The organism is Arthrobacter sp. Leaf141 (assembly GCF_001424565.1).
Taxonomy (GTDB): domain Bacteria; phylum Actinomycetota; class Actinomycetes; order Actinomycetales; family Micrococcaceae; genus Arthrobacter.
The window spans coordinates 466,575-485,319 of sequence record NZ_LMOL01000005.1 but is presented as its reverse complement, the minus strand read 5'-3'; the positions used below and the strand labels follow the sequence as shown (position 1 = coordinate 485,319).

Here is an 18,745-nt window from a genome sequence, read left to right as displayed (position 1 = left end):
CTCCTCATTGATTGCCGCAGCCGGGAGTGAAGCGCCCCGGCTGCAGGTGCGAACTTATGCCTACCGTAGCGGCAGGCAGTGACTATTACGTGAATGGGCCCCAGGGTTACTAAGCGTGCTTACTTTACCCCAGGTATGGGGTAGGGCATCGGCGATGCCGCCGGCGGTGATGGGCCCGCCGGCACAGGCGTCCGACGCCGACCTGCCGGCGTTGCCGTGCAGGGCGGCACCGAGTGCGGCCACCGCAGCCCAGCGCGCCGGTTCGGGAATGTCCAGTTTTTCGAAGCGCCCGACGCCGGTCCGCGCCTGGGCGAGCAGCGCGCCGATGATGCCGGCCAGGACGTCGCCGCTGCCGGCGGTGGCAAGCCACGGGACGCCGTCGGCCTGGCTGAACACGGTTCCGCCGGGGTCCGCCACCAGAGTGGTGGCACCTTTCAGGAGGACAGTGGCGCCCGTCAACGCGGCGGCCCCGCGGACAGCGGCCAGGGTTCCGGCCTCCACTCCGGCACGGTCCGCGGGTTGGCCCAGCCTCGCCAGCAGGGCGGCGAGTTCGCCGGCGTGCGGGGTCAGGACCACCTGGGGGCCGAGGGCAGCGGGCAGGGCCGGCAGGGCTCCGGCGTCCGCCACGGTGGGCAGCCCGGAAGCTGCGGCGTCGTGCGCCCGCTGGAGCTGGCGCTGGTCGCCGGGGCCCATGCCGGGGCCCACCAGCCAGGCCTGGACGTGGGTATCGGCCACCGGGCCGTCGCTGCAGACCACTTCGGGGCAGGCCTGCTGCACCAGGCGGGTGGCCTCGGGTGGGCCCAGGTAGCGCACCATGCCGGCGCCGGCCGCCAGCGCGCCGCGGCAGGCCAGGACAGCGGCGCCCGGATAGTCTGCGGAACCAGCCACCACCCCCAGGACACCCCGGGAGTACTTCTGCGCGCGGCGGGCAGGATCCGGCAGGAGGGCGGCCAGGTCGGCGGCTTCCAGCCGGCGCACCGGGGCGGCCGGAAGGTGCGCTTCAATGCCCAGGGGAACCACCTCGACCCGGCCGGAGTGGTCGGCGCCGGGATCTGCCAGCAGCCCTGCCTTGGCGGCTCCGAACGTTATCGTCAGGTCGGCGGAGAGTACCGGTCCGGTCACTACACCGGTATCGGCGTCCACGCCGCTGGGCAGGTCGCAGGCCACGGCAAGGCCCCGGCCTGGAAGGTCCGCGCGTGCGTCGTCGACGGCCCGGACCAGGTCGGCGGCAGGTCCGCGCAGCCCGCCGCGTGCGCCGGTGCCCAGGATCGCGTCAATGACGACGCCGGCGTTGGCCGCTTCCTCGGCCAGACCCTTAAGGGTGGCTTCGGTCAGCCCGCGGACGCGGCCGCCGGCACGTTCAAAGGCAGCGAGGGCTGCGGGGTGGGCAGCGCCTGCGGTGAGGACCGCCGTCGTGCGCATTCCACGTGCGGCCAGGAAGGCGGCGGCGTACAGGCCGTCACCGCCGTTGTTTCCCTTGCCGGCAAGTACCACCACGCTGGTGCCGGCCAGGCGGCGGCCGCGGGACCGGAGCCCGCCAACCACAGCGGCGGCGAGGCCAAACGCGGCGCGCTGCATCAGGGCATCACCCTGCCCGGCAGCGAGGAGCGGTTGCTCGGCTGCGCGGACCTGCGTTCCGGTGTAGGCGCTGATCATGGGTCCGGGCAGGTCAGCCTTCTGCGATGACGGTGGCCGTGGCGATCCCGCCGTCATGGCTGATGGAGAGGTGCCAGCGTTTGACGCCCTTTGCCTCGGCCACGGCGAGCACGGTGCCTTTGACCTGGACGGTGGGGCCATTGCGGTCCAGTCCGATCCAGCAGTCCTGCCAGTTCATGCCGGCGGGGGCACCCAGGACCTTGGCCACGGCTTCCTTGGCCGCAAAGCGCGCGGCCAGGGACCGGGTGTTCAGTTCCCGCTCGGCAGGAACAAACAACCGGTCCCGGAGGCCGGGGGTCCGCTCAAGCTGGCGGCCAAACCGCTCGATGTCTACAACGTCTACGCCAATGCCAACAATCATGCGGCTTATTCTACGGTGACGCTCTTGGCCAGGTTGCGCGGCTGGTCCACGTCATAGCCCTTGGCGGCGGCAAGTTCCGCGGCAAAGATCTGCAGCGGCACGGTGGTCAGGAGGGGCATCAGCAGCGTGGGCGTCTCGGGGACGTAGAAGACGTGTTCGGCGTAGGCCTTTACGGCTTCGTCGCCTTCCTCGGCGATGACCAGGGTGCGGGCGCCGCGGGCGCGGACCTCCTGGATGTTGGAGACCACCTTGGCGTGCAGGGAATCACGGCCGCGGGGGGACGGGACCACCACAAAGACGGGCTTGCCTTCGTCGATCAGCGCAATGGGCCCGTGCTTGAGCTCACCGGCGGCGAAGCCTTCGGCGTGGATGTACGCGATTTCCTTGAGCTTCAGCGCACCTTCCAGGGCCACGGGGTAGCCCACGTGCCGGCCCAGGAAAAGCACCGACTGCTCGTTGGCCATGCTGCGGGCCAGTTCACGGAGCGGCCCGGCGCCATCGAGGATGGTCTGGATCTTCGCCGGGATCTTGTTCAGGTCCGCCAGGACGTCCTTGATCTGCCCGGAGAAAATGTTCCCGCGCAGCTGGGCCAGGTACAGGCCCAGCAGGTAGGCGGCCGTGATCTGGGCCAGGAACGCCTTAGTGGACGCCACCGCAATTTCGGGGCCGGCGTGGGTGTACAGCACTGCATCGGATTCACGCGGGATGGTGGAGCCGTTGGTGTTGCAGATGGAGATGGTCTTGGCGCCCTGTTCCCGGGCGTAGCGGACGGCCATCAGGGTGTCCATGGTCTCGCCGGACTGGCTGATGGAGACCACCAGGGTGTTCGAATCCAGGATCGGGTCGCGGTAACGGAACTCGTGGGCAAGCTCGACTTCCGTGGGGATCCGGCACCAGTTTTCAATCGCGTACTTGGCGACGGTCCCGGCGTAGGCTGCGGTGCCGCAGGCCAGGACGATGATCTTGTTGACCTGCTTGAGCAGTTCCGGGTCGATCCGCAGCTCGTCGAGGGTCAGGTTCCCGTTCAGGTCCGAGCGGCCCAGCAGGGTCTGCCTGATGGCGTCCGGCTGGTCGTGGATTTCCTTCTCCATAAAGGAGCTGAAGCCGTCCTTCTTGGCAGAGGCCGGGTCCCAGCCGACGTGGTATTCCTTGCCTTCGGCGGGGTTGCCGAAGAAGTCGGTGATCTCCACGGAATCGGCGGTGATGGTGACGATCTGGTCCTGGCCCAGTTCCACGGCCCGGCGGGTGTAGTCGATGAAACCGGACACGTCCGAGCCCAGGAAGTTCTCGCCGTCGCCCAGGCCAACCACCAGGGGCGAGTTGCGGCGGGCAGCAACCACCATGTCAGGCTGGTCGGCGTGGACCGCAAGCAGGGTGAAGGCGCCCTCCAGGCGCTGGCAGGCGAGCTGCATGGCCTTGGCCAGGCCGCCGTTCGCCGTTTCGCCGCCCAGGGTGTTCCGGAAGATGTCGGCCAGGAGCGCGGCGGCCACCTCGGTGTCCGTCTCGGAAACGAAGCTGATGCCCTTGTTCTGCAGTTCCAGCTTGAGCTCGGCGAAGTTCTCGATGATGCCGTTGTGGATCACTGCCAGGCGTCCGCCGTCGGCCAGGTGCGGGTGCGCGTTGCGGTCAGTGGGGCCGCCATGGGTGGCCCAGCGGGTGTGGCCGATGCCCGTGGCCGTTGCAGGCAACGGGTGTTCTTCCAGCTCATGGATCAGGTTGCTCAGCTTCCCGGACTTCTTCCGGGACTCGATGGCGCCCTCGGACACCACCGCAATACCGGCCGAGTCATAGCCCCGGTACTCCAGGCGGCGCAAGCCTTCCAGGACAACGTCCAGGGCGCTGTAGCCGGCATTGACGCCGTCGTTTGAACGGCCCACATATCCCACAATTCCACACATAGGGTCAAGCCTATCGGCAGGGACCGGAAGTTCTAAACCTGGGCGGTGTGCCCGGCTGCGGGAATGTTGCGCCTCCCGGCGCGCGCGGCGGCGGGCCCATTTCGCTATGTGCCGGGGGCGGGGCAGAATCTCTAAAGTGACTTTGCAACGCAATGAGGCGAACGGAGAGGGTGCCTCCCCGTTCGTGGAACTGGACCGGCAGACCTGGTCCAGGCTCGCAGCCCAGATGGAGCAGCCCCTCAATGAGGAGGACATCCTCCGGCTGCGCGGCCTCGGCGATCCCCTGGACATGCGGGAAATACGCGAGGTCTACCTTCCCCTGTCCCGGCTCCTGCACCTCTACGTCGAAGCCGCGGGCCAGCTGCATTCGGCCACCACCACGTTCCTGGGCGAGCAGACCCAGCGCACGCCGTTTGTGATCGGCGTGGCCGGTTCGGTGGCCGTGGGGAAATCCACCATCGCCCGCGTGCTCCGGGAAATGCTGCGGCGCTGGCCGGGCACCCCGAACGTGGAGCTCATCACCACCGACGGTTTCCTGTATCCCCTGGCGGAGCTGAAGCGCCGCCAGCTGCTGGACCGCAAGGGGTTCCCGGAGTCCTACGACAGGCGGGCCCTGCTGCGGTTCGTGAGCGAGATCAAGGGCGGGGCCGAGGAGGTCCGCGCTCCCTGGTACTCGCACGTCACCTACGACATCGTCCCGGACCGGGAAGTGGTGGTCCGCCGGCCGGATGTGCTGATTGTGGAAGGCCTGAACGTGCTGGCGCCGGCCCGGCCCCGGCATGACGGCCGGCAGGGGCTCGCGCTGAGTGACTTCTTCGACTTCTCCATCTATGTGGATGCCAAGACCTCCTTTATCGAGGAGTGGTACGTGGACCGGTTCCGCAAGCTGCGGACCACTGCTTTCGCCCAGCCGGAGTCCTACTTCCACCGCTACGCCACCCTCTCCGATTCCGAGGCGGAGAGCACGGCCCGCAGCATCTGGAAGCGAATCAACGAGCCCAACCTGGAAGAAAATGTCCTGCCCACCCGCGGCAGGGCCCAGCTGGTGCTTACCAAGGAAGCGGACCACTCCATCCGCCGCATGTTGCTCCGCAAGGTTTAACCCAGGTGTGCCACAACCAGGAATGCCTGCCTGCAATGGCCGGCAGCCGCCGCGCTTTCGGCCGCTTCCTGGCGCTGGGGGCCGGGCTCACTGTCCTGGCGGCCTGCACACCGGAGGCACCTGCCGGGGCGCCGCCGTCGTCCGCTTCCCCGACGGCTTCCGCGCCGCCGTCCCCGCCTGCCGCCACGACGGCTCCCCCAGCCGTCCCCGAACCTGAGCCTGTCCCCTCCCCTGCCCGGAAGTTCTCCCTGACGGACCCCGCCAGCCCCTGGCTGGTGGTCAACAAGTACCGTCCCTTGGCGCCGGCGGACTATGCGCCGGCTGACCTGGTGCGGCCCGCCGTCGCCACGTCCGCAGCAGGTGACGCGGCCCTGCTCAACAGCACCACGGCAGCGGCCGCCGAGGCCATGTTTGCCGCCGCTGCCCAGGACGGCGTGGCCATGGTCCTGGCCAGCGGCTACCGTTCCTACGCCACCCAGGTGGCCACGTACAACGGTTATGTTGCCAGCCGCGGCCAGGCGGACGCGGACACCGCGAGCGCCAGGCCCGGCTACTCGGAACACCAGACGGGCTGGTCCTTCGACATCGCCGACGGCGGCGGGGGCTGCGCCTTCCAGCCATGCTTCGCTGACCAGCCGGCAGCGGTATGGGCCAAGGCGAACGGCCACCGCTTCGGTTTTGTGGTCCGGTACCCGCTGATGTTCCACCCCGTGACGGGCTACTACTACGAGCCGTGGCACCTGCGGTACATCGGGGTGGAGGCTGCCACGGAGATGGCTGCCCGCGGGATCAGCACAGTGGAGGAATACTTCGGCCTGGAAGCCGCGCCGGGCTACCCCTGAACGACCCGGGCATCCTTCCGGTTCCGGACACGCCCAAGGAAATTACCCGGCATTCTTCCAAGGTTAACAATCCTGCACTAGCTTGGTTCCTATGCTGACAGGATTCAAGAACTTCATCATGAAGGGCAATGTCGTTGACCTTGCCGTCGCAGTCGTCATGGGCGCCGCTTTTGGGGCCGTTGTGACATCCATCGTGGAAGGCCTGCTGACTCCCCTGATCGGCCGGCTCTTCAGTGCAAAGGGCATCGAGGACATGCAGTGGGAGGGATTCATGTACGGATCCGTCATCTCCAGCATTATTTCCTTTGTGCTCATCGCCGCGGCCATCTACTTCGTGGTGATCCTGCCCATGAACCTGATGATTGAACGCCGCAACCGCCGGCTCGGCATCGACCCCGATGTGAAGGAAGAATCTGCCGAGGACCCGCAGATCGCCCTGCTCACCGAAATCCGCGACGCCCTGCAGGAGCGCCGCGCCTGACATTTCCGCAACGGCTCCGGCCGCCAAAGGCTGCGGCCCGCTTCCGGTTGGAAGCGCGCCGCAGTTTTTTGGATTTTCCGTCAGTCGGTTACAAGCTCGAGCGCCAGTTCGGCCCGGACCACGTCGGCGAGGTGCGCTGCAATGGACTGCGCGGTTTCTTCATCGCCGGCCTCCACCATCACGCGGACCACCGGCTCCGTGCCGGATGGCCGGAGCAGGACGCGGCCGGTCTCGCCAAGGGTGGCCTCCGCGGCCAGCACGGCGCGGTGCAGCACCTCACTGTCACCCACGCGGGTGCGGTCAACACCACGGACGTTGATCAGGACCTGGGGCAGCTTGGTCATCACCGTGGCCAGCTGCTTGAGCGGCCGGCCCGTCAAGGCAACCTGCGCGGCGAGCTGCAGCCCCGTCAGCAGGCCGTCGCCGGTGGTGGCGTGGTCAGCGAAGATGACATGGCCGGACTGTTCACCGCCCAGGTTGAAGCCGCCTTCACGCATGCCTTCCAGGACGTAGCGGTCCCCCACTGCGGTTTCCCGGATGCTGATGCCGGCGTCACGGAGCGCGATTTTGAGGCCCAGGTTGCTCATCACCGTAGCCACCAGGACGTTGTCCTTGAGCTTGCCCGCAGTTTTCAAAGCCACCGCAAGGATGGCCATGATCTGGTCGCCGTCCACTTCGGTGCCCTCGTGGTCCACAGCCAGGCAGCGGTCCGCGTCGCCGTCGTGGGCAATGCCAAGGTCGGCGCCGTGCGCCAGGACGGCCGCTTTGAGCGGGCCCAGATGGGTTGAGCCCACGCCGTCGTTGATGTTGTGGCCGTCGGGATCGGCACCGATGACAATCACGTCGGCCCCGGCGTCCTTGAAGAGCTGGGGCGAGCAGCCGCTGGCCGCACCGTGGGCGCAGTCCAGGACAACCTTGACGCCGTCCAGGCGGTGCGGGAGGGTGCCCAGCAGGTGGACGATGTAGCGGTCCTCCGCATCGGAGAAGCGCTGGATCCGGCCAACGTCCGCACCCACCGGCCGGACGGCGTCCTGCAGCATCCGGGCCTCGATGGCGTCCTCCACCTCGTCCGGGAGTTTCTGGCCGCCGCGGGCGAAGAATTTAATGCCGTTGTCCGGGGCGGGGTTGTGGGACGCCGAGATCATCACGCCGAAGTCGGCATCCAGGTCCGCCACCAGATAGGCGGCCGCAGGAGTGGGCAGGACACCGGCGTCGTAGACGTCCACCCCGGAGCTGGACAGACCGGCCTCCACCGCAGCTGCGATGAATTCGCCGCTGGCGCGGGGATCGCGGGCCACCACGGCGCGGGGCCTGGTTCCGTTGGTGTTGCGGTCATGGCCGAGTACGACGGCGGCCGCCTGGGCCAGCTGCATCGCCAGCTCAGCAGTCAGCAGTCCGTTGGCCAGCCCCCGGACACCATCAGTTCCAAATAATCTAGACACCGGTCAAGTCTAGAGGATGGCCGCGCGGTTACCGTCGCGGGCCGTGCCCGGCGCCTTTTCCTACCTGATTTCCGGGCCCGGCTACTCACCCGTTTCCTGCCGGCCACGCCGCACTACCTGCTTCCCCGTTGACGGTACCTGTCTTTGCGGGAAAGCCTCGCCAGTGCCGATCCGGGCCTTCTACGCTCCATTCATGACACCTAGCTATGGGGGCTTGGCGCTCGAAATTGTTGTACCGGTCTTCAACGAAGAGGCGGTACTCGAGAACAGCATCACGCGACTCTTCGAATACCTGACAACTGAGTTGTCCACGACGTGGCAGATCACCATCGCGGACAATGCCAGCACTGACCGCACACCGGCCATCGCGGCCAGGCTCAGCGAACAGCTGCCCAACGTGGCCTACCGCCGGCTGGAGGTCAAGGGCCGTGGCCTCGCCCTCAGGGACGCCTGGAGCGCCTCGGAGGCAAAGGTGTTGGCCTACTTGGACGTGGATCTGTCCACGGACCTGGCCGCGCTGCCGCCGTTGGTGGCACCCCTCCTCTCCGGACACTCGGACATCTCGATCGGGACCAGGCTGGGGCAGAACTCCCGGGTCAGCCGGGGTCCCAAGCGGGAGTTCATTTCCCGGTCCTACAACCTCCTGCTGCGGCGGACCCTGCAGGTCCGCTTTTCGGACGCGCAGTGCGGCTTCAAGGCCATCCGCGCCGAGGTGGCCCGGCGGCTGCTGCCCTACGTGGAGGACAACGGCTGGTTCTTCGACACCGAGCTGCTGATCATTGCCGAACGTTCCGGGCTGCGCATCCACGAAATCCCCGTCGACTGGGTCGATGATCCGGACAGCCGCGTGGATATCCGCCAAACGGCGCTGGCTGACCTGCGCGGTATGGCACGGGTCGCGGGCTCCCTGCTGCGCGGTGTGGTTCCTGTCCAGGCCATCTATGCCGAACTGGGCCGCCGGCCGGCGGCACCGCTGCACCGGCCCAGTTTTTTTGGCCAGGTCCTGCGCTTCGGCCTGGTGGGAGCGGTGTCCACCTTGGCTTTCGCCCTGCTGTACCTGATGCTGCAGGGCCCCTTCGGCGCCCAGGAAGCCAACTTCCTCGCCCTGCTCCTCACCGCCGTGGGAAACACGGCCGCCAACCGCCGGTTCACGTTCGGCATCACGGGGCCCGGCCGGCTGTTCGTCCACCAGATCCAAGGGCTTATGGTGTTCCTCCTGGCCTGGGCCATAACAGCCTCCTCCCTGCTGACGCTACACCTGGTGAACGCGGATGCCGCGCCCAACCTGGAGCTCCTCACCCTTACGGCAGCCAATGTGCTGGCCACGCTGGTACGGTTCCTGCTCCTGCGGCTGTGGGTGTTCCGGGCGCGGCGGGCCGACAGGGCGCCCCGGCGTCTCGCGCTGGGGACGGCTGCCGGAGGTCTCGGGTGACGGCGTCGGCCGGGACTGCGCCGCGTACCCGCCGCGGAACCCGCCCCGCACATCTCATCCAGCCCCGCATCATGGCCCGGGTATTCGGCCAGGCTGCGCTGGCACGTGGACGCTGGGAACGCGGCGCCCTGCTGGGGCTGCTGGCCGCCACGGCAGTTCTGTACTGCTGGGGCCTGGACCGGAACGGCTGGGCGAACTCCTATTACTCCGCGGCCGTGATGTCCGGCGCGCAGGACTGGACGGCCTTCTTTTACGGCTCCTCGGACCCTGCCAATGCCATCACCGTGGACAAACCTCCCATGAGCATCTGGGTGATGGCCCTGTCGGTCCGCCTGTTCGGCCTCAGCAGCTGGAGCATCCTCCTGCCCCAGGCCGCCATGGGGGTCCTGACTGTCTACCTGCTGTATGTGCTGGTCCGCCGCTACCTCGGCGCCTCCACAGCCCTCCTCGCGGCAACGTTTATGGCCGTGACGCCGGTAAGTACCGTGATGTTCCGGTACAACAACCCTGACGCCTTGCTGATCCTGATCATGGTGGCCGCAGCCCTGGCTGTGGCCACGGCCATCGACAGGCAACGGCCATGGCTGATGGTCCTCGCCGGAGCCCTGGTGGGTGCTGGATTCCTCACCAAGCAGCTCCAGATCAGCCTCATTCTCCCGGCACTCGCGGTGACGTATCTGGCCTTCGCTCGGATCCCCTGGCGGCGGCGTTTCCTGCACCTGGGGTACGCAGCAGCCGCGGCATCAGTGGTGGCCGGCTCCTGGCTGGTGGCCGTGCAGACAGCCGACCCTACAAGCAGGCCCTTCATCGGCGGGTCCAGGACCAACAGCACCCTGGAACTTGCGCTGGGCTACAACGGTTTGCAGCGCCTCACCGGCGAGGATTTAGCCCGGACAACCCCGTCCGGTGCCCAACTGGAGGAGTGGGACAGTGGCTATCAACGGTTCCTGCAACCCCAGTTCTCAGGGCAGTTCGGCTGGTTCCTGCCATTGGCCGCCGTCGGACTTTTGATTGCTGCCCTGTGGCTGGCCAAACGGTACGGCAGCCGTGGGGCGCGAAGCCTGCTGCTCCTGGCGGCCGTCTGGTTTGCCACCTCGGCAACGGTGCTCGCATTTATGTCCGGCATGGTCCACCCGTACTATTCCCTGACAGCCGTGCCCCCGTTGTGTGTGCTGGCCGCCGTGGCATTGGCCTATTTTCTTCGATCAAAGGGTCGGCTTACCAGGATGATCTTCGCCGTGACGCTGCTGTCTTTGGCCAGCATGGCCTTCCTCACGGCAGGCCGGTCGCCGTCCGAATTTCCTGCCGGCGCCCAGTTGCTCCTGATCGGGTGGGCCGTGGCCATCGCCCTGCGGATGGTCCCCGGGGCTCCCCCTGCCCTACGGCGGGCCTCGATGCCGCTGCTCCTGGCCTGCGTTGTCCTGGGCCCCGCCGTCTGGTCCGTCAACACGGCCCTCAGTCCGCATACAGGGGCCGCAGTGACGGCAGGGCCGGCCATCTGGGGCGTCAGGACCGACCATCCGGACAAGCAACAGCTCGAATCCATCCTGGCGCCCGGTCACGTGGCCCTGGTCCTGGGCAGCTCACCGTCCGCGGGGCTGGAAAGCTCCCTGCGCAGCATCCCCCCGTCGGTAACCTGGGTGGCTGCGGTCGTCGGGTCTGAAACGGCAGCAAACTACCAGCTGGGACTGGGTCGCGCCGTCCTTCCGCTGGGCGGTTTCGACGGCACAGACCCATATCCCACGCTGGAACAGTTCCAGGCCCTTGTGGCAGACGGCAAGGTGGGTTCCCTAGTGGTCCAGGACCTGCCGCCGCTGACGCTGGAAGGTAAAGGCGAGTCGGCCCGGATCGTGGCATGGGTCCGTGCCACCTTTCCCGCCCGGGACGGCGACGGCGCCGAACTGTACCTCCTGCACCAGCCCTGAAACGCGGAACAGCCCGCCCCGCCAATGGCGGGACGGGCTGTCCGGACAAGCGGTTTAGCGCTTGGAGTACTGCTGTGCCTTACGGGCCTTCTTGAGACCGGCCTTCTTACGCTCGATCACGCGGGCGTCGCGGGACAGGTAACCGGCCTTCTTCAGGGTGGCGCGGTTGTTCTCGACGTCGATCTCGTTCAGTGAACGGGCGATGCCGAGACGCAGTGCACCGGCCTGGCCGGAGATGCCGCCGCCGTGGATGCGGGCGATAACGTCGTAGGCGCCTTCGAGATCAAGGATCTTGAAGGGCTCGTTGACGTCCTGCTGGTGCAGCTTGTTCGGGAAGTAGTTGTCCAGCGCGCGGCCATTGATGGTCCACTTGCCGGAGCCGGGCACAACGCGGACGCGTGCAACGGCTTCCTTGCGGCGGCCAACTGCTGCACCGGCAACAGTCAGGGCCGGACGCTCCTTCTTGGGAGCTGCAGCGTCTGCTGCAGAGCTCTCAGAGGTGTAGCTGGTCAGGGTTTCCTCAGCCTCAACGGCTTCGGTGGTCTCTTCGTTCTGAGCCACGGTTCTCCTTGTATTAAGTAAGTTGTTTGGTGGCCAGGACTACTGGGCGACCTGGGTGATTTCGAAAGTCTTGGGCTGCTGGGCGGCGTGGGGGTGCTCAGCACCGCGGTACACCTTCAGCTTGCCCAGCTGCTGGGCAGCGAGGGAGTTCTTGGGGAGCATGCCGCGGATGGCCTTCTCAACGGCGCGGACCGGGTTGGATTCCAGCAGCTCCGCGTAGTTGACGGAGGTCAGGCCGCCCGGGTAGCCGGAGTGGCGGTATGCGCGCTTCTGCTCCAGCTTGGCGCCGGTCAGGGCAACCTTCTCAGCGTTGATGATGATGACGAAATCGCCCATGTCCATGTGGGATGCGAAAGTGGCCTTGTGCTTGCCGCGCAGCAGGATTGCGGTCTGGCTGGCAAGACGACCAAGGACAACGTCTGTGGCGTCAATGACGTGCCACTGGCGGTTGATATCGCCGGGCTTCGGGGTGTACGTACGCACGGTGTTTGCCTCGTTCTTGTTCTGGCGTTCTTTTTTAGGCTCCACTCAGGGGTGGACACCTACTATCTATGCGCTACCGGAACAGAGGTGAGGACTCTATGTAACCAGTGATCCTGGGGCTCCGAATGCGCCCGTTGGGTAGTCATCCTGCAACCGGATTCCCACTCGGGCACGCACCATCGGAATAGGACACGCACAACGACTACCAAGATTAGCGCGTTAGGGGGTTCGGGGTCAAAATGGGGTGGCGGGGCGCCTAAAACAGCACGTCCGGCAGGGCCAATACAGGGGGTTGCGGTGGCTGTGTGGGGAACTGATGGCGCGGGCGCCTGGCTACTGATCCTGGCCGCCTTTCTGGCCGGCCTGGCCGCCTCCCCGGCGGCCGGGGTGCTGATCTTCCGTTTTATGCCCCGGCTCGGCCCCCTGCCGCGGACGTCAGTGCGGATTACGACGGCGGTCCTTACCGCCGTCGTATGCGCCGCCTTTGCGGCGCGGCTGGGTGATACCGCGGCACTGCCGGCATTCCTTTTCCTCGCCATTCTCGGTACGCAGCTGGCGCGGATCGACATCAGCCTGCATCTCCTGCCTAATCCCCTTGTGCTTTTACTGTTTTCCGGCGGCCTATTACTGCTATTAGTGGCCGCATTATTTGATAAGCAAGCTGGCAATGTCCTGAATGCGCTGCTTGGCGCAGGTATTTTGTTTGCCGGCTACCTTATTCTGGCCCTTATTTCGCCCGGCGGAATAGGAATGGGCGACGTCAAGCTTGCCGCGCCGGTGGGCCTGTACCTGGGGTACTTAGGCTGGAGCCAGTTGCTTTATGGCGGGCTGTTCGGGTTTGTGGTGAACGGCATGGTGACCCTGGTGGTCATCAGCACGAAGCCCCGGAATACCACCAAAGAAGTGGCCCACGGCCCGTCAATGCTGGGCGCGCTGGCCGCCGTGGCACTGCTATTGCGCTGACCGCAGCGGCCGCAGCTCAGCCGGCCGGCCCTGCCACCTGCCGCTTTCCGGCACCCAGTACTGCCTAACTGTCCGCACCCTACTGAGTACCCGCCACCCCATCCGGGTAGGCCTTTTTCCGTGCCTGCGTAAAAAGTCGGGTACCACTACGCGTTGTTGCTGCGGTAGCGGAAATGGCAATCTCGTCTTAGCGAAATCCAGCCGCTAGGAAATATGGGGGCAGCTGGAAATTCGTTGAAATACAAACAATCCATTTCACCGAATCAAAGGACAATACAATGACTTCTCTCATGGTCTCAATGACTGCTTTCATCGCCGGCATCAAGGATCGCTTCGCTTCCGAAAAGGGCGCAACGGCCGTTGAGTACGGCCTGATGGTCGCCCTGATCGTCATCGCAGCCATCGTTGGCATCACGCTCGTCGGCACCAACCTGCAGACGCTGTTCAACGCCACCATCGCACCCAAGCTCGTCTAGGGATCACACCCCACGCCCCGGCGGCCCCCAGTCACCTGGGGGCCGCCATAGCACTATCGAGCAAGGAATCAGGACATGAACAGTAAAGACGAGCGTGGCGCGGCGGCAGTGGAATTTGCGCTTGTCCTGCCGCTGCTGCTTCTCATCCTGATCGGCATCATCGAATTTTCCCTGGCCTTCAACGCCCAGCTGTCGCTCAACCAGGCAGCCCGTGAGGGCGCCCGGTCCATGGCGATCAGCAACAACGCGGCCGGCGCCGCTACGGCCGCCGGCAACGCAGCCGGCCGGCTGGCACCGGCATCAGTCGCCACCACCTTCAGTGTCACGGGAGGTGGTTCCACGTGTTCCAGCGGACAGCAGGTCACGGCCACCACCACTTACACGCTCACCACGGCGACAGGTTTCATCGATGGCTTCACGGGACCGATCGTCATGACGGGGAAGGGCACCATGCTATGCGGCGGCTGACCAAAGATCCGGAAAATGAACGCGGGGCCACAGCCATCGCGGTGGCCTTGACCATGGTGATGATGTTGGGCTTCGCTGCCATCGCCGTGGACGTGGGTGGCATGTATGCCGAGAAGTCCGTTGTCCAGAACGGCGCCGATGCCGCTTCGCTTGCGGTGGCGCAGACCTGCGCCAAGAACTCCACCCTGCCCACCTGCGCCAGCGGGTCAAGCCTTTCGGGTGTGCTTGCGAAGGCAAACGCCAAGGACAATCTCACTAATGTGCAGTCAACCGTTGTGGACAAGGCTGCAGGCAAGGTGACGGTTATCACCAACGCCGAGGAGTCCTCGGGCGTGCACTTTTCCACCTTCTTCGCCCGTATCTTCGGCACCAATACCGCCAGTATCAACGCCGAAGCCCAGGCCCGGTGGGGCGGGGCGCAGGCCGGCACGGCTGCCATGCCCATCGCCTTCTCGTCATGCGAGGTGGATTCGTCCATCACTGCTGATGGAACCACGCAGTTCCTGCTGTCCCACGGAACCGGTGCGGGGAAGAAGGATACCTGCCACGACACCGGATCAGGCCTCGAGATTCCCGGCGGCTTTGGCTGGCTGCTGACTTCAAGCACGTGCAAGGTCAAAGTGGACCTGGCCTCCCCGTGGGTGGTCAGCAACACCGGCAACAGTCCCGAGGCGGACTGTGCCGCCACGCTTCAGGGTTGGAAGACCAAGTTGCAGGCTGGCGGGAAGGTCGTTGCCCTGTTCCCGGTTTTCGATGACACCAGGGGAACCGGCTCCAACGGAGAGTTCCACCTCAAGGCTTTTGCCGCCATTGACCTTATGGGCTGGGACCTGGCCAATCAGGACCCCTTCAGCTACATGCCCGCGGCAGCGCAGGCCTTCAAGGATGCCGGGGGCTGGAAAAACAGCGACTTGGGCATTGTCGGCAAATTCATCCGCTATGTGGCCCTGGACGAATCCTTTGAGGTCGGCGGTCCCACCATCTACGGCGGCAATGTCGTGGAACTCACCAAATAAGGAACAAAGGAGAACACCGTGAAAACAAGGCTGCTGGGGGGCCTGGCAGCATTGCTGTTGGCAGTTGTCGGATCTGTACTGATGTTTAATTACGCACAGGCAGCCGACAACCGCGCACAGCAAGGCCTGGATCCCGTTCAAGTACTCGTGCTGCAAAATGCCGTTCCGGCCGGGACGCCGGTGGCTGAGCTGGCCAAATCCACCAAGTCCACGTCCCTGCCAGGTGCTGCCGTTTCCGCAGACGCCGTCCGGGATCTCTCTGAATACGCAAACAAGGTCACCACCGTGGATCTCCAGCCCGGTGAGCAGCTGCTGGGGGCCAGGCTCGTTGACCCCAACTCACTCGCTGCTCCCGGGACGGTAGCTGTCCCGAAGGGCCTCGAGGAAGTCTCGGTCCTGCTGGAACCCCAGCGCGTGATGGGCGGCCAGCTGAAGGCCGGCGATACCGTGGGTATCTACGTCTCCTACAAACTGGATGAAGCGGCCGGCGCCGATGCACCGGTCAACGCCGACATCAAGGGCTTCAAGGAGTTCACCCGGCTGGCATTCCAGCAGGTCCTGGTCACCAGCGTCCAGCAGGCGCCGGCGGAAGCCGGCTCAGACGCCGCCACGGACGGGCCGGCATTGCCCTCGGGATCGGTCTACGTCACGCTGGCCCGGAACGATGCGGATGCTGCCGAAATCGTCTTCGCTGCCGAGTTTGGCAAGATCTGGCTTTCCAAGGAATCGGCCGATTCGAAGGACACGGCAACCGGTCCGGTCACAGTGGGCAAGGCATCCCGATGAGCCGCTTTGTGGTCGTCACCGCCGCCCAGGACTTCCAGCGCAAGGTCCAACTCGCCGTCAAAGGCGCCCTGCACGGTTCAGTCCAGGTGCTCCCACCCTCGGTAATCCTGGGTGGACCCCAGGAACTCTTTGACCGCCTCACCGGCGAACCACCGGAAGTCCTGGTGTTGGGACCGGGCCTGCCGGAGAGCGACTCCCTCAAGCTCGCCACCGTCTTCGACCTCCAGTTCCCGGAAGTCAGCCTGGTCCTGGTTGAAGACACCGCCCCTGACCAGGTCATCCTGGCCATGCGGGCCGGTATCCGGGACATCATCAGCCCCAGCGCCGATGTGGACCAGCTGAGGATCCTCCTGGAGCGGGCGTGCCTGGCGTCGGCCGGCCGCCGGCGGGGTTTGGTTTCCGCGGCCGGACCGGAGCGGGAGCCCGGACGCGTCATCACCGTTATGTCGCCCAAAGGGGGCGTAGGCAAAACCACCGTCGCAACCAACCTGGCCATCGGCCTCGGCAGGATCGCACCCATGGGTGTGGTGATCGTTGATCTCGACGTGCAGTTTGGCGACGTGGCCAGCGGCCTGCTGCTGGAACCCGAGCACACCCTGCGGGAGGCAGTAGGCGCGGCTGCCTACCAGGACTCGATGGTCCTGAAGGCTTTCCTCACCGTGCACCCCAGCGGCATCTATGCCCTCTGCGCACCGAACACCCCCAGCGAAGCCGACCACATCAGCGGCCAGGCTGTCAGCCACTTGTTGAGCCAGATGGCTGCCGAATTCCAGTATGTCGTTGTGGACACCACCCCCGGCCTGGGGGAACACGTCCTGGCGGCACTGGAACAGGCAACGGATGCGGTATGGGTCTGCGGCATGGATGTTCCCAGCATCCGCGGCCTGCACACAAGCTTCGCCATCCTCCGCGAGCTGCAGCTCCTGCCCCAGGGCCGGCATGTTGTGCTCAACTTCGCGGACCGGCGCAGCGGGCTGACGGTCCAGGACGTGGAAGCCACCATCGGCGTCCCCGTGGACACCGTCATTCCGCGGTCCAGGGCGGTCCCCTTCACAACAAACAAGGGCATCCCCATCCTGCAGGAGAATTCCCGCGACGGAGCTGCAAAAGCCCTTGCCAAGCTTGTGGAACGGTTCGACCCCAAGCATTCAGCTGCACCACAGAAGAAAGTACATCGACGGATGGTGATCTCATGAGTCTCGCAGAACGGTTGCAGGCAGCACGCGGCGGCCCGGCCATGCCCACTCCCAGCGGAGCAGGTGAACATGTTGTTCCTTTTGTGGACAGCCCGGACACCGGATCCGCGCCGGTGGACGCTTTGGCGGCCATCAAGCAACGCGCCGGGAAGGCCCTCTTTGAGCGGCTGGGGGCGAGGCTCACGGACACCACCCTGAGCGACGAGGATCTGCGGCAGATCGCCCGCGACGAGCTCAGCACCGTCATCGATGAAGAGCAGGTTCCCCTGACGCCGGAGGAGCGTCGACGGCTGATCCGCGACGTGGGTGATGATGTGCTGGGGTACGGTCCGCTGCAAAGGTACCTGGACGATCCCTCCATCACGGAGATCATGGTCAACCGGCCGGACCAGATCTATGTGGAACGGAACGGCAAACTGCTTCAAACGGATGGCCGGTTCAGCAGCGAAGAGCACCTTCGCAAAGTGATCGAACGAATCGTGGCCAAAGTAGGGCGGAGGATCGACGAATCTTCCCCGCTGGTTGACGCCCGGCTCGAAGATGGTTCCCGCGTCAACGCCATCATCCCGCCCCTGGCGGTCAACGGCTCGTCGCTGACCATCAGGAAGTTCAGCAAGGTGCCCCTGACCGTGCCGGACCTGATCAGTTTCGGCACCCTCACCCCCCAGATGGCTGAACTGTTGGATGCCTGCGTCCGGGCGAAACTGAACATCATCGTCTCCGGCGGTACGGGTACAGGGAAAACCACCCTGCTGAACGTGCTCTCCTCCTTCATTCCCCCGGAGGAACGCATCGTCACCATCGAGGACGCCGTGGAGCTGCAACTCCAGCAGAGCCACGTTGTCCGGCTGGAGAGCCGGCCGGCCAATATTGAGGGGAAGGGCGCCGTGACCATCCGCGAGCTGGTCAGGAACTCCCTCCGCATGCGGCCGGACCGGATCGTGGTGGGTGAGGTACGCGGCGGCGAGTCCCTGGACATGCTCCAGGCGATGAACACCGGCCACGACGGCTCCATCTCCACCGTTCACGCCAACTCCCCCAGGGACGCCGTGGCCCGCTTGGAAACCCTGGTGCTGATGGCGGGCATGGACTTGCCCCTGCGGGCAATCCGCGAGCAGGTTTCTTCCGCCGTCAACCTCATCGTCCACCTTTCGAGGCTCCGGGACGGCACCCGCCGGGTCACGCACATCACCGAAGTCCAGGGCATGGAAGGGGAAGTGGTCACACTGCAGGACGCCTTTGTCTTCGACTACTCCGCCGGCGTGGACAGCCTCGGCAGGTTCCTCGGCCAGCCCGTCTCCACCGGTATCCGGCCCCGGTTTGCGGATCATTTCGCGGAGCTGGGGATTAATATCAACCCGGAGATCTTCGCACCCCGGCCCATGCAGATGGGGAGGCGATGACCGTGCCCGGCCAACTGGTATTCGTCTTCGGAATAGTTGCCATTACCGCTGCGGTGCTCATCGCAATGGTGGTCGTTTTCAAACCGGCGGGCGGCTCCGTACCGATGGAGCGGCGACGTCCGTTCGGCAACCCGGACCAGGGCCTGCTGACCCGGATCACCGAAGCCACGGTGAAGTTCGTGGAACAGAGCCTTTCCCGGCGGACGCCCGCAACATCGCAGTCCACCTCGTTGCTGGTCCAGGCAGGATTGACC

At 65.7% G+C, this 18,745-nt stretch carries 18 protein-coding genes and 1 pseudogene; 13 read left to right on the top strand and 6 right to left on the bottom strand.

From position 1 onward, the window contains the following. Positions 1-60: 60 nt before the first annotated feature. The 3 genes from ASF72_RS04840 to glmS are packed head-to-tail and all read right to left on the bottom strand — an operon-like array spanning position 61 to position 3,915. The gene (locus ASF72_RS04840; RefSeq protein WP_056597010.1) at positions 61-1,656 is read right to left on the bottom strand and encodes an NAD(P)H-hydrate epimerase; all 1,596 of its coding nucleotides are present in this window, start codon (positions 1,654-1,656) and stop codon (positions 61-63) included. Positions 1,657-1,669: 13 nt separating this feature from the next. After that, entirely contained in the window at positions 1,670-2,017 is a 348-nt protein-coding gene (locus ASF72_RS04835) for a holo-ACP synthase (RefSeq protein ID WP_050685747.1), read from the bottom strand. Between the two features lie 5 nt (positions 2,018-2,022). Next, positions 2,023-3,915 carry a glutamine--fructose-6-phosphate transaminase (isomerizing) gene (glmS, locus tag ASF72_RS04830; protein ID WP_056597009.1) on the bottom strand — a complete coding sequence of 631 codons (1,893 nt, stop codon included), beginning with the start codon at positions 3,913-3,915 and terminating at the stop codon, positions 2,023-2,025. A gap of 106 nt (positions 3,916-4,021) precedes the next feature. Here glmS and coaA point away from each other — a divergent pair, with 106 nt between their 5' ends. From coaA to mscL, 3 genes are all read left to right on the top strand, one after another. Next, a complete protein-coding gene (gene coaA / locus ASF72_RS04825) occupies positions 4,022-5,017 on the top strand; it encodes a type I pantothenate kinase (RefSeq protein ID WP_197273570.1) in 996 nt (331 codons plus the stop codon). Positions 5,018-5,022: 5 nt separating this feature from the next. Next, the gene (locus ASF72_RS04820) at positions 5,023-5,859 is read left to right on the top strand and encodes a M15 family metallopeptidase (protein ID WP_050685744.1); all 837 of its coding nucleotides are present in this window, start codon (positions 5,023-5,025) and stop codon (positions 5,857-5,859) included. 91 nt (positions 5,860-5,950) lie between these two features. Continuing rightward, on the top strand, positions 5,951-6,340 hold the full coding sequence (gene mscL, locus ASF72_RS04815) for a large conductance mechanosensitive channel protein MscL (protein ID WP_050685743.1): 390 nt from the start codon (positions 5,951-5,953) through the stop codon (positions 6,338-6,340). Between the two features lie 80 nt (positions 6,341-6,420). Here the strand turns inward: mscL and glmM are convergent, their stop codons facing one another. Continuing rightward, complete coding sequence (gene glmM, locus ASF72_RS04810; protein WP_050685742.1) at positions 6,421-7,782, bottom strand: phosphoglucosamine mutase; 1,362 nt, start codon at positions 7,780-7,782, stop codon at positions 6,421-6,423. A gap of 193 nt (positions 7,783-7,975) precedes the next feature. Here glmM and ASF72_RS04805 point away from each other — a divergent pair, with 193 nt between their 5' ends. Continuing rightward, positions 7,976-9,214: a bifunctional glycosyltransferase family 2/GtrA family protein gene (locus ASF72_RS04805; RefSeq protein WP_056597449.1), complete on the top strand. Its 1,239-nt coding sequence runs from the start codon at positions 7,976-7,978 to the stop codon at positions 9,212-9,214. Positions 9,215-9,285: 71 nt separating this feature from the next. After that, the gene (locus tag ASF72_RS04800) at positions 9,286-11,139 is read left to right on the top strand and encodes a glycosyltransferase family 39 protein (protein WP_157370892.1); all 1,854 of its coding nucleotides are present in this window, start codon (positions 9,286-9,288) and stop codon (positions 11,137-11,139) included. A 54-nt stretch (positions 11,140-11,193) separates the two neighbouring features. Here ASF72_RS04800 and rpsI read toward each other — a convergent pair whose 3' ends face one another. Both rpsI and rplM read right to left on the bottom strand, forming a co-directional pair. Beyond that, complete coding sequence (gene rpsI / locus ASF72_RS04795) at positions 11,194-11,700, bottom strand: 30S ribosomal protein S9 (protein WP_050684362.1); 507 nt, start codon at positions 11,698-11,700, stop codon at positions 11,194-11,196. A gap of 39 nt (positions 11,701-11,739) precedes the next feature. Next, complete coding sequence (rplM, locus tag ASF72_RS04790; protein WP_050684363.1) at positions 11,740-12,183, bottom strand: 50S ribosomal protein L13; 444 nt, start codon at positions 12,181-12,183, stop codon at positions 11,740-11,742. 297 nt (positions 12,184-12,480) lie between these two features. On the opposite strand from rplM, the gene ASF72_RS04785 reads away from it, so the two are divergent. The 8 genes and pseudogenes from ASF72_RS04785 to ASF72_RS20540 form a co-directional block, all read left to right on the top strand. Further along, a complete protein-coding gene (locus tag ASF72_RS04785; RefSeq protein WP_327019589.1) occupies positions 12,481-13,146 on the top strand; it encodes a prepilin peptidase in 666 nt (221 codons plus the stop codon). A 278-nt stretch (positions 13,147-13,424) separates the two neighbouring features. Next, the gene (locus ASF72_RS04780; protein ID WP_056597007.1) at positions 13,425-13,622 is read left to right on the top strand and encodes a Flp family type IVb pilin; all 198 of its coding nucleotides are present in this window, start codon (positions 13,425-13,427) and stop codon (positions 13,620-13,622) included. A gap of 75 nt (positions 13,623-13,697) precedes the next feature. Then, on the top strand, positions 13,698-14,090 hold the full coding sequence (locus tag ASF72_RS04775) for a TadE/TadG family type IV pilus assembly protein (RefSeq protein ID WP_056597005.1): 393 nt from the start codon (positions 13,698-13,700) through the stop codon (positions 14,088-14,090). Next, positions 14,078-15,106 (top strand): TadE/TadG family type IV pilus assembly protein, encoded by a 1,029-nt coding sequence (locus ASF72_RS04770; RefSeq protein ID WP_056597003.1) that lies wholly within the window; start codon positions 14,078-14,080, stop codon positions 15,104-15,106. The genes ASF72_RS04775 and ASF72_RS04770 overlap by 13 nt, the downstream gene beginning before the upstream one ends. An 18-nt stretch (positions 15,107-15,124) precedes the next feature. After that, a complete protein-coding gene (cpaB, locus tag ASF72_RS04765; protein WP_050684368.1) occupies positions 15,125-15,892 on the top strand; it encodes a Flp pilus assembly protein CpaB in 768 nt (255 codons plus the stop codon). Beyond that, positions 15,889-17,088, top strand: a complete 1,200-nt coding sequence (locus ASF72_RS04760) for an AAA family ATPase (protein WP_056597002.1) — start codon at positions 15,889-15,891, stop codon at positions 17,086-17,088. The genes cpaB and ASF72_RS04760 overlap by 4 nt, the downstream gene beginning before the upstream one ends. Then, the gene (locus ASF72_RS04755) at positions 17,085-18,491 is read left to right on the top strand and encodes a CpaF family protein (protein ID WP_050684370.1); all 1,407 of its coding nucleotides are present in this window, start codon (positions 17,085-17,087) and stop codon (positions 18,489-18,491) included. Before ASF72_RS04760 ends, ASF72_RS04755 begins: the two co-directional genes overlap by 4 nt. Before the next feature lie 2 nt (positions 18,492-18,493). Then, positions 18,494-18,745: pseudogene (locus ASF72_RS20540) on the top strand (hypothetical protein); the annotation flags it as partial.

Excerpts from the sequence above, each read along its gene's own strand:
- ASF72_RS04755 (WP_050684370.1), top strand. The coding sequence starts at position 17,085 with ATGAGTCTCGCAGAACGGTTGCAGGCAGCACGCGGCGGCCCGGCCATG.
- ASF72_RS04835 (WP_050685747.1), bottom strand. The coding sequence starts at position 2,017 with ATGATTGTTGGCATTGGCGTAGACGTTGTAGACATCGAGCGGTTTGGC.
- glmS (WP_056597009.1), bottom strand. The coding sequence starts at position 3,915 with ATGTGTGGAATTGTGGGATATGTGGGCCGTTCAAACGACGGCGTCAAT.
- ASF72_RS04775 (WP_056597005.1), top strand. The coding sequence starts at position 13,698 with ATGAACAGTAAAGACGAGCGTGGCGCGGCGGCAGTGGAATTTGCGCTT.
- ASF72_RS04805 (WP_056597449.1), top strand. The coding sequence starts at position 7,976 with ATGACACCTAGCTATGGGGGCTTGGCGCTCGAAATTGTTGTACCGGTC.
- ASF72_RS04800 (WP_157370892.1), top strand. The coding sequence starts at position 9,286 with ATGGCCCGGGTATTCGGCCAGGCTGCGCTGGCACGTGGACGCTGGGAA.
- mscL (WP_050685743.1), top strand. The coding sequence starts at position 5,951 with ATGCTGACAGGATTCAAGAACTTCATCATGAAGGGCAATGTCGTTGAC.
- ASF72_RS04760 (WP_056597002.1), top strand. The coding sequence starts at position 15,889 with ATGAGCCGCTTTGTGGTCGTCACCGCCGCCCAGGACTTCCAGCGCAAG.
- ASF72_RS04840 (WP_056597010.1), bottom strand. The coding sequence starts at position 1,656 with ATGATCAGCGCCTACACCGGAACGCAGGTCCGCGCAGCCGAGCAACCG.
- coaA (WP_197273570.1), top strand. The coding sequence starts at position 4,022 with ATGTGCCGGGGGCGGGGCAGAATCTCTAAAGTGACTTTGCAACGCAAT.
- ASF72_RS04770 (WP_056597003.1), top strand. The coding sequence starts at position 14,078 with ATGCGGCGGCTGACCAAAGATCCGGAAAATGAACGCGGGGCCACAGCC.
- ASF72_RS04780 (WP_056597007.1), top strand. The coding sequence starts at position 13,425 with ATGACTTCTCTCATGGTCTCAATGACTGCTTTCATCGCCGGCATCAAG.